Source organism: Streptomyces sp. ISL-98 (assembly GCF_018614055.1).
GTDB classification, from domain to species: domain Bacteria; phylum Actinomycetota; class Actinomycetes; order Streptomycetales; family Streptomycetaceae; genus Streptomyces; species Streptomyces spiramyceticus.
The window spans coordinates 62,990-70,699 of the sequence record NZ_JAGGPB010000002.1; the positions used below are offsets into that span (position 1 = coordinate 62,990).

At 72.0% G+C, this 7,710-nt stretch carries 4 protein-coding genes; all 4 read right to left on the reverse strand.

The window, feature by feature from the left end:
* Window positions 1-63: 63 nt before the first annotated feature.
* Window positions 64-2,043, reverse strand: coding sequence for an acyl-CoA dehydrogenase family protein (locus tag J7I98_RS02840; protein WP_214916078.1), 1,980 nt, complete (start codon window positions 2,041-2,043; stop codon window positions 64-66).
* A gap of 256 nt (window positions 2,044-2,299) precedes the next feature.
* Complete coding sequence (locus tag J7I98_RS02845; protein WP_214916081.1) at window positions 2,300-3,745, reverse strand: aldehyde dehydrogenase family protein; 1,446 nt, start codon at window positions 3,743-3,745, stop codon at window positions 2,300-2,302.
* A 243-nt stretch (window positions 3,746-3,988) separates the two neighbouring features.
* Entirely contained in the window at window positions 3,989-5,608 is a 1,620-nt protein-coding gene (locus tag J7I98_RS02850; RefSeq protein ID WP_214916084.1) for a PucR family transcriptional regulator, read from the reverse strand.
* Between the two features lie 92 nt (window positions 5,609-5,700).
* Window positions 5,701-7,710 (reverse strand): ATP-binding protein (locus tag J7I98_RS02855; protein ID WP_214916087.1); only part of this gene is annotated, 2,010 nt, incomplete at its 5' end.

Here is a 7,710-nt window from a genome sequence, read left to right on the forward strand (position 1 = left end):
ACAGGGGCAGGCGGCCTCGTGGCCACCTGCCCCTCCGTCCGTCCTCCGGTACTGCGCCGCGCGTCAGCGGATCGGGCGGTGGACGTTTTCCTTCTGCGAGGGGCCGGGATTCGCTTCGGCGATCCAGGGGCCCTCGCCGCTCGGGTCGATGATGCCTTCCTCCAGCCAGGTGTACGTACCGGACAGGACGCCCTTGACGACCTTGTTGTCGAGGTCGTCGGTGTTGGTCCACAGGCGCGTGAAGAGTTCCTCGACGCGGATGCGGGACTGGCGGCAGAAGACGTCGGCCAGTTGGTATGCCTCGCGGCCGTGGTCCGAGGTCGTGCGCAGGAGTTCGGCGCGTACGCAGGCGGCGCTCATCGCGAAGAGCTCAGCGCCGATGTCGACGATCCGGCCGAGGAAGCCCTGCTTCGTCTCCATGCGCCCCTGCCAGCGCGACATGGCGTAGAAGGTGGAGCGGGCGAGTTTGCGGGCGGTGCGTTCCGTGTAGCGGAGGTGGGCGGAGAGGTCGGGGTGGCCCGACGGGTGGAACTCGGCGTACGAACGCGGGAGTTGGCCGGGGCCAGTGACGAGCTTGGGCAGCCAGCGGGCGTAGAAGCCTGCCGCGTTCGCGCCCGCCTTCGCCTTGGCCGACAGCGGCTTCTCCGGGTCGATGATGTCGCCGGCGACCTTCAGGTGGGCGTCGACCGCCTCGCGGGCGATCAGGAGGTGCATGATTTCCGTCGAGCCTTCGAAGATGCGGTTGATGCGCAGGTCGCGGAGGATCTGTTCGGCGGGGACGGCCCGCTCGCCGCGCGCCGCCAGGGATTCCGCGGTCTCGAAGCCCCGGCCGCCGCGGATCTGGACGAGTTCGTCGGCCATCAGGCAGGCCATTTCGCTGCCGTACAGCTTGGCCAGGGCCGCTTCGATACGGATGTCGTTGCGGTCCTCGTCGGCCATCTGGGACGACAGGTCCAGGACCGCTTCGAGGGCGAAGGTCGTAGCGGCGATGAAGGAGATCTTCGAGCCCACCGCCTCGTGCAGCGCCACCGGCTTGCCCCACTGCTCGCGGACCGAGGACCACTCGCGGGCGATCTTCAGGCACCACTTCCCCGCGCCGACGCACATCGCCGGGAGGGAGAGGCGGCCGGTGTTGAGCGTGGTGAGGGCGATCTTGAGGCCGGCGCCCTCGGGGCCGATGCGGTTCGCGGCAGGGACCCGTACCTGGTGGAAGCGGGTGACACCGTTCTCCAGGCCGCGCAGGCCCATGAAGGCGTTGCGGTTCTCGACGGTGATGCCCGGGGCGTCCGCCTCCACCACGAAGGCGGTGATGCCGCCCTTGTGGCCCTCCGACTTGGGCACGCGGGCCATGACGACCAGCAGGTCGGCGACGACGCCGTTCGTCGTCCAGAGCTTCACGCCGTCCATGACGTACGAGTCGCCGTCCGGCACGGCGGTGGTCGCGAGGCGGGCCGGGTCCGAGCCGACGTCCGGTTCGGTGAGGAGGAAGGCAGAGATGGCGCTGCGGGCCAGGCGCGGGAGGAAGGCGTCCTTCTGCTCCTGCGTGCCGAAGAGTTTGAGGGGCTGCGGTACGCCGATCGACTGATGGGCGGAGAGCAGGGCGCCGATGGACGGGTTCGCCGAGCCGACGAGAGCCAGGGCCTTGTTGTAGTACACCTGGGTGAGGCCGAGGCCGCCGTACTTCGTGTCGATCTTCATGCCGAGCGCGCCGAGTTCCTTGAGGCCGTTGATCACCTCGTCGGGGATCTTCGCCTCGCGCTCGATCTGCGCACTGTCGATCTTCGCCTCGCAGAACACGCGCAGCTTGGCGAGGAACTCCTCGCCGCGCCTGGCATCGTCCGGCGGCGGCATCGGGTGCGGGTGGATGAGGTCGAGCCGGAAACGGCCGAGGAAGAGTTCCTTGGCGAAACTCGGCTTCCGCCAGTCCTGTTCGCGCGCGGCCTCGGCCACCCGGCGCGCTTCGCGCTCCGAGACCTTGGGCTGCTGCTGCGCTGGTCGTGCGGGTTCTGCGGGCTGTACGGATTCAGCGGGCTGTGCGGACATGAGGAGCTCACCTCGCCGCGAGTCGGGGCACGGACATGAACACGAGCATGGGCATGGTCCCGGCCGACCGCATTACCGACCGGTTTTACTCGTCCGTATGTACCCGATTCCTGGCATTCCCACCAGTCCTGGCGCACTCGTTCGTACATAAGCCACGACTTCGTACGCAGGACACCGCTTCGTACACAAGACACGGCCGGAGCCCCCGCACAGTGGGCTCCGGCCGTGGTTCTTGGGCCGTACGTCGGCTGAGACGTCAGAGGGCGAGGCCGGTGAAGACCATGACGCGCTCGTACGTGTAGTCGTCCATCGCGTACTGGACTCCCTCACGGCCGATGCCGGACTGCTTGACGCCGCCGTACGGCATCTGGTCCGCGCGGTACGACGGGACGTCGCCGACGATCACGCCGCCGACCTCCAGCCCGCGGTGGGCGCGGAAGGCGGTCTTCAGGTCGTGCGTGAACACGCCCGCCTGGAGGCCGTACTTGGAGTCGTTGACCGCGGCGAACGCCTCGGCCTCGCCGTCGACCTTACGGACCGTCAGGACGGGGCCGAAGACCTCCTCGCAGGAGATCGTGACGTCGGCCGGGACGTCGGCGAGGACGGTCGGGGCGTACGCGGCGCCGTCGCGCTTGCCGCCCGCGAGCAGCTTCGCACCGGCGCCGACGGCCTCGTCGACCCACGACTCGACACGCTTGGCGGCGTCCTCGCTGACCAGCGGGCCGACGTCGGTGCCGGCCTCGGACGGGTCACCGGTGACCTGGGCCTCGACGGCCGCGACGATCTTCGGCACGAGCCGGTCGTACACGGACGCGTCGGCGATCACGCGCTGCACGGAGATGCAGGACTGGCCGCCCTGGTAGTTGGAGAAGGTGGCGATACGGGTCGCCGCCCAGTCCAGGTCCTTCTCGGAGGCGTAGTCGTCGAGGACGACGGCCGCGCCGTTGCCCCCGAGCTCCAGGGTGCAGTGCTTGCGCGGCACGGAGTCCATGATCGCGTAACCGACCTTGTCGGACCCGGTGAAGGAGATGACGGGCAGACGCTCGTCCTTGACCAGCGCGGGCATACGGTCGTTGGCGACCGGCAGCACCGACCACGAACCGGCCGGCAGGTCCGTCTCGGCGAGCAGCTCGCCCAGGATCAGACCGGACAGGGGCGTCGCGGGCGCCGGCTTCAGGATGATCGGGGCACCGACGGCGATGGCCGGGGCGACCTTGTGGGCGCACAGGTTCAGCGGGAAGTTGAACGGCGCGATGCCGAGGACGGTGCCGCGGGGGAAGCGGCGCGTCAGCGCGAGGCGGCCGACGCCGCCGGCGTCGGTGTCGAGGCGCTGGGACTCGCCGCCGTTGAAGCGGCGCGCTTCCTCTGCGGCGAACCGGAACACGGAGACGGCGCGGCCGACTTCACCGCGGGCCCACTTGATGGGCTTGCCGTTCTCGGCGGAGATCAGCTGCGCGATCTCCTCGGTGCGCTCGACGAGGCGCTTGCTGACGTGGTCGAGCGCGGCGGCACGTACGTGCGCGGGGGTCGCGGCGAACTCGCCCTCCACGGCGTGCGCGGCCGCGACGGCCTCTTCGACCTGGGCGTCGGTGGGAACGGAGACCTTGCCGACAAGGCGGCCGTCCCAGGGGGAGGTGACGTCGAAGACGTCCTCGCCGGTGGCCTGGCGGCCGGCGAGCCAGAAGGCGTGGGTGGAAGTCATGTCGGTTCCGGCCCTTCCGAGGGGGTGGGGTTGTCTACCCACCACGGTAGGGCCGGGGGCCGGGCTGGGCGTTTGTCCGGGGTGGAGTGTCTGCGAGCGCGGGGGTGCCGGTTTGGAGGAGGCGGGGGGTTAGGGGGGCGGCTCGGGTGGCGGTGGGGTGCGGGCGGGCGGGCGGTGTCGGGTGCGAGTTGCCTGCGGCGCAGTAGGGGAACAAGCCCGCCGTAGGCGACGGCCCCCGCCCGATCAGCTCGCGCCCGTCCCCGTCGCCTTCAGCGCCAGCCACAGCTCCATCCTCACGTCCGCATCGTCCAGCGAGCGGCCCAGGATTTCTTCCACCCTGCGCATCCGGTAGCGCAGCGTGTGGCGGTGGACGCCCAGGTCTGCCGCCGCCGCGTCCCACTGGCCGTGGCGGGAGAGCCACGCGCGCAGCGATGCGACCAGGTCGCCCCGGCCCGTCGCGTCGTGTTCGTGGAGTGCCCTCAGCATCCCGTCCGCGAACGAGCGCACCGCGTCGTCCGCCAGCAGCTGCATGACAGAGCCTGCGGCGAGTTCTTCGTGCTCGACCAGCGCGCGGCCGCGCCGACGGGCGACGGACAGGGCCTGTTCCGCCTGCTTGTACGCCGAGACGGCCGCGATCGGGCCCGCCGGAGCGGAAAGGCCGACCACCATCTCGTCCTCGTCGGCCGGCTCGTGCGGCCGCGCCGACGCACCGCGCCGGGCCTCCGTATGGGCGAGACAGGCTTGCACCGCGTCGCCCCCGTCCGCCGCGAGCACCACCAGGCGGTCGCCGTCCGGCACGACCAGCACCGGCTCCCCCGCCCGCAGCGCCGCGGACTCCATCGCGTCGGCGAGGGCCTGGAGCGGGTCGGCCTCCACAGGTGCGCCCTCCGCCTCGGGGACGGTGGGTTCGGCGATGAGGAGGCGGAAGGGGGCGTCCAGCAGCGCACCGTACAGATCGCCGGCGACGGCGCGCGCGTGGTCGGGTTCGCCCGCCAGCAGCATCCGCAGCACCGCCGCGCCCAGCCGCTGCTCCGCCGCCTGCAGCGAGCGCGACCGTTCCGTCGTCAGCGTCAGCAGCGCGATCGCGGAGTGCACGGCGTACCGCTCGGCGGTGCCCAGCGGGGCGCCCGTACCGACGGCCAGTACGCCCCGTACGCGCCGCCCCGCGCCCAGCGACTGGAGCTCGACGCGGTCGTCCGCCTCGGGGTCGGTGTCGGCACCGCCGCCGCCGACGACGGAGCTCGCGGGCGCGGGCCGCTCCCGCAGTCGTTCGACGTCGGCGGTGATCCGGGCGGCACGGCGCGCGGCCCAGTCGGGCGCGGCGGCGACGACGGCGCCGGAGACGTCGTACAGCGCCGCCCACCCGTTCACGTGGGACGCGAGGCGGGCCAGCAGATCCTTCGGCCCGTCCCCCGACAGCGCCGCTTTCGTCAGCTCGCGCTGCGCCTCGAAACCGGCGGTGACGGCCCGGTACTGGTCGGCGGCGTTCGCGGCGGAGACGGCCTTGCTGATGGCGAGGAAGGGCGTACGCCGCGGCACTTCGAGGAGCGGCAGGTTCTCCTCCTGCGCGGCGTCGACGAGCGCCTGCGGGATTTCGTCGTAGTTGACGCCGACGGCGAAGCCGAGCCCGACGACCCCGGCGCCGGCCAGCCGCCGTACGTACCGGCGCATGGCCTCCGGATCCTCGGCGTCGAGCGTCATGGCGGTGACGAGCAGAAGCTCTCCGCCCTCCATGTACGGCACGGGGTCGGCGAGCTCACTGGCGTGGGCCCAGCGCACCGGCGTCTCCAGCCGGTCCTCCCCGGCGCGCACGGTGAGCTTGAGCGCCGAGTGGTGGACGAGCGAGGCGAGAGTAGGCGGCATGGGACCGTAAGACCTTAGGACGGAGGTTTTTGCCGTCCCGTACGAACGACTGCCACCAATTCTGCCAGGACGTAAGGGTCCTCCGCCCCCTGTCAGCTCCGAAGGTCGACGAGCAGCGGTGGAGCGTGCTCCCCGCGCACCGTGGTCAGCGAGAGGACGGCGTGCCCGGCGGGCACGGAGTGCGCCAGGTCGGAGGCGGACCACCGCTCGCGCTCGACCCTCCGTACGGTCACGGCGTCCGTCGTGACGGCCTTGCCCGTGACGATCCGCCGGAAGACATGAAATGCCCGCGTCAGCGGCTGGTCGGCGAAGACGGTCCGGCTCGTCACATCACGCGTCTCGACCCACTCCGTGCCCCACGCCTCGGCGAACCGCTTGCCGTCCCATGTCGTCACCCCCGAGAACGCCATCCGGCACCCGACCGCGCCGAGCAGCGCGGAGTGCAAGTTCTCCGGTACGTCGTCGAGCGAACGCAGCGTAAGCACCGCGCCCGCGTTGGCGGAGCGGAGCCGCTGGATGCCGCGCACAGTCTCGGTAGTGATCGCACGTGTGGCGTCGTCCAGGACGAGGCAGGCGAACAGCGACCGGTCTCCGCGGTGCGCGGCGCTCGCCGTGAACTGGGCGAGGACGAGACGTGCGAGCATCCGGGAGGCTTCGGCGTGACCGCGTTCGGGCAGGTCGATGCGGACGCGCAGCGGGTGTTCGAGGGAGCGCAGCGAGAAGGGCCGCGCCTTGCCGCTCGTGTCGAAGAACGAAGCGAAAGCGGGCCGGTCGAGAAGCGCCACACGGTCGGCCAGAGCGATGCCGGGGTCGCCCGCCGTCCCGGACTGCCGGGCGCGCGCGTCGAGTTCGCGCTGGAGGGCGTACTGCGATCCGTCGTCGAGCGCCTCGCGCAGCGCGGCGAGCGCGGTGGGTACGCCGTCGAGGAGCTCGCGCAGTTCCGGTACGGAGGGGAAGCGCCCGTAGGCGGCACGGTACGGGCCGAGGAGCTGCGCCAGGGCCGTGGCGGCGCGGCGGCTGTCGACGTCGGGGAGGTCGCCGACGAAGCCCTCGGCGAGGACGGCGGCGGCCTCGTCGGGGTCGGTGGTGCCGCCGTACAGGTCGAGGTCGTAGACGGACGCGGGGTCGCCGAGCTTGACGACGACGTCGTACGCGTCGTCGGGGCCGAGTTGCGCGCCGACCGCCCCGACGGCGATGACGGCGGCCTGGCCCGCGAGCGCCTGGAGGGCGAGCGACTCGACGACGGGCCGTACGAGGTGGGTCGTCTTGCCCGTGCCGGGCGGGCCGACGGCGAGCAGCGAGGTGCCGAGGATGTGCGGGTCAAGGGCGAGGCCGGTGCCGCGGCGGGCGTACGGGTTGCGCTCGCCGGGGTGGACTGTGCCGAGTCTGACCTGGCGGCCGTACAGGTCGTGCGATGCGGCGCGCAGGGGCAGGTCGCGCGCGCCGGAGGGGTGGGTGCACGCGGCGGCGCCGTTGCGCAGGACGGTGTCGGTGAAGGCGGCGAGCCGGGAGGGGTCGGCCTGGACGGACTGCCAGGCGCGGCGGATACGGGCGTAGTCGACGTCGTTCATGCGCCCGGAGCGCACCTCTTGCGCGAGGCGTGCGGCGGCCTCGGACTGTCCGGCATTGAGCAGCTCGGGCCACTCCGCGGGGTCGGGGGCGGAGCGGGGGGCGGCCGCAGGGGCGGCAGGGCGGGGCTTCGGGAGGAGGTAGCGGCGTACGACCTCGGCCCAGCGGCCCATGCGGCCGAAGGCGACGGCGAGGAGCAGGGCGAACAGTGCGTAGTAGAGGTACGTCACCCAGACGTACGCCATGTTGCCGCCGTCCTCGCGCCAGGATTCGGGCGTGAACCAGAAGAGCGGCCAGAGCCAGAAGCTGATGTAGCCGTTCCAGCAGAGCGACCAGATGAGGAGGGCGGTGAGGAGGGAGATCAGCGCGCCGCTGACGAGCTGGCGGCCGGGGATGCGCTCGGGCTCCTCTGCCGGGCGCGGCACATGCCCGTACGCCCAGATGCCGGGACCGGCGTCGGGTCGCGGGGTGCGCAGCCAGTCGCCGAGGGAGGGGCCGGTGGTGGGGGCGTGGGCGGGGGCGGGGGGTACGGA

Bases quoted from the DNA above. Each gene is read 5' to 3' on its own strand.
- J7I98_RS02840 (WP_214916078.1), bottom strand. From the start codon at position 2,043: ATGTCCGCACAGCCCGCTGAATCCGTACAGCCCGCAGAACCCGCACGA.
- J7I98_RS02845 (WP_214916081.1), bottom strand. From the start codon at position 3,745: ATGACTTCCACCCACGCCTTCTGGCTCGCCGGCCGCCAGGCCACCGGC.
- J7I98_RS02850 (WP_214916084.1), bottom strand. From the start codon at position 5,608: ATGCCGCCTACTCTCGCCTCGCTCGTCCACCACTCGGCGCTCAAGCTC.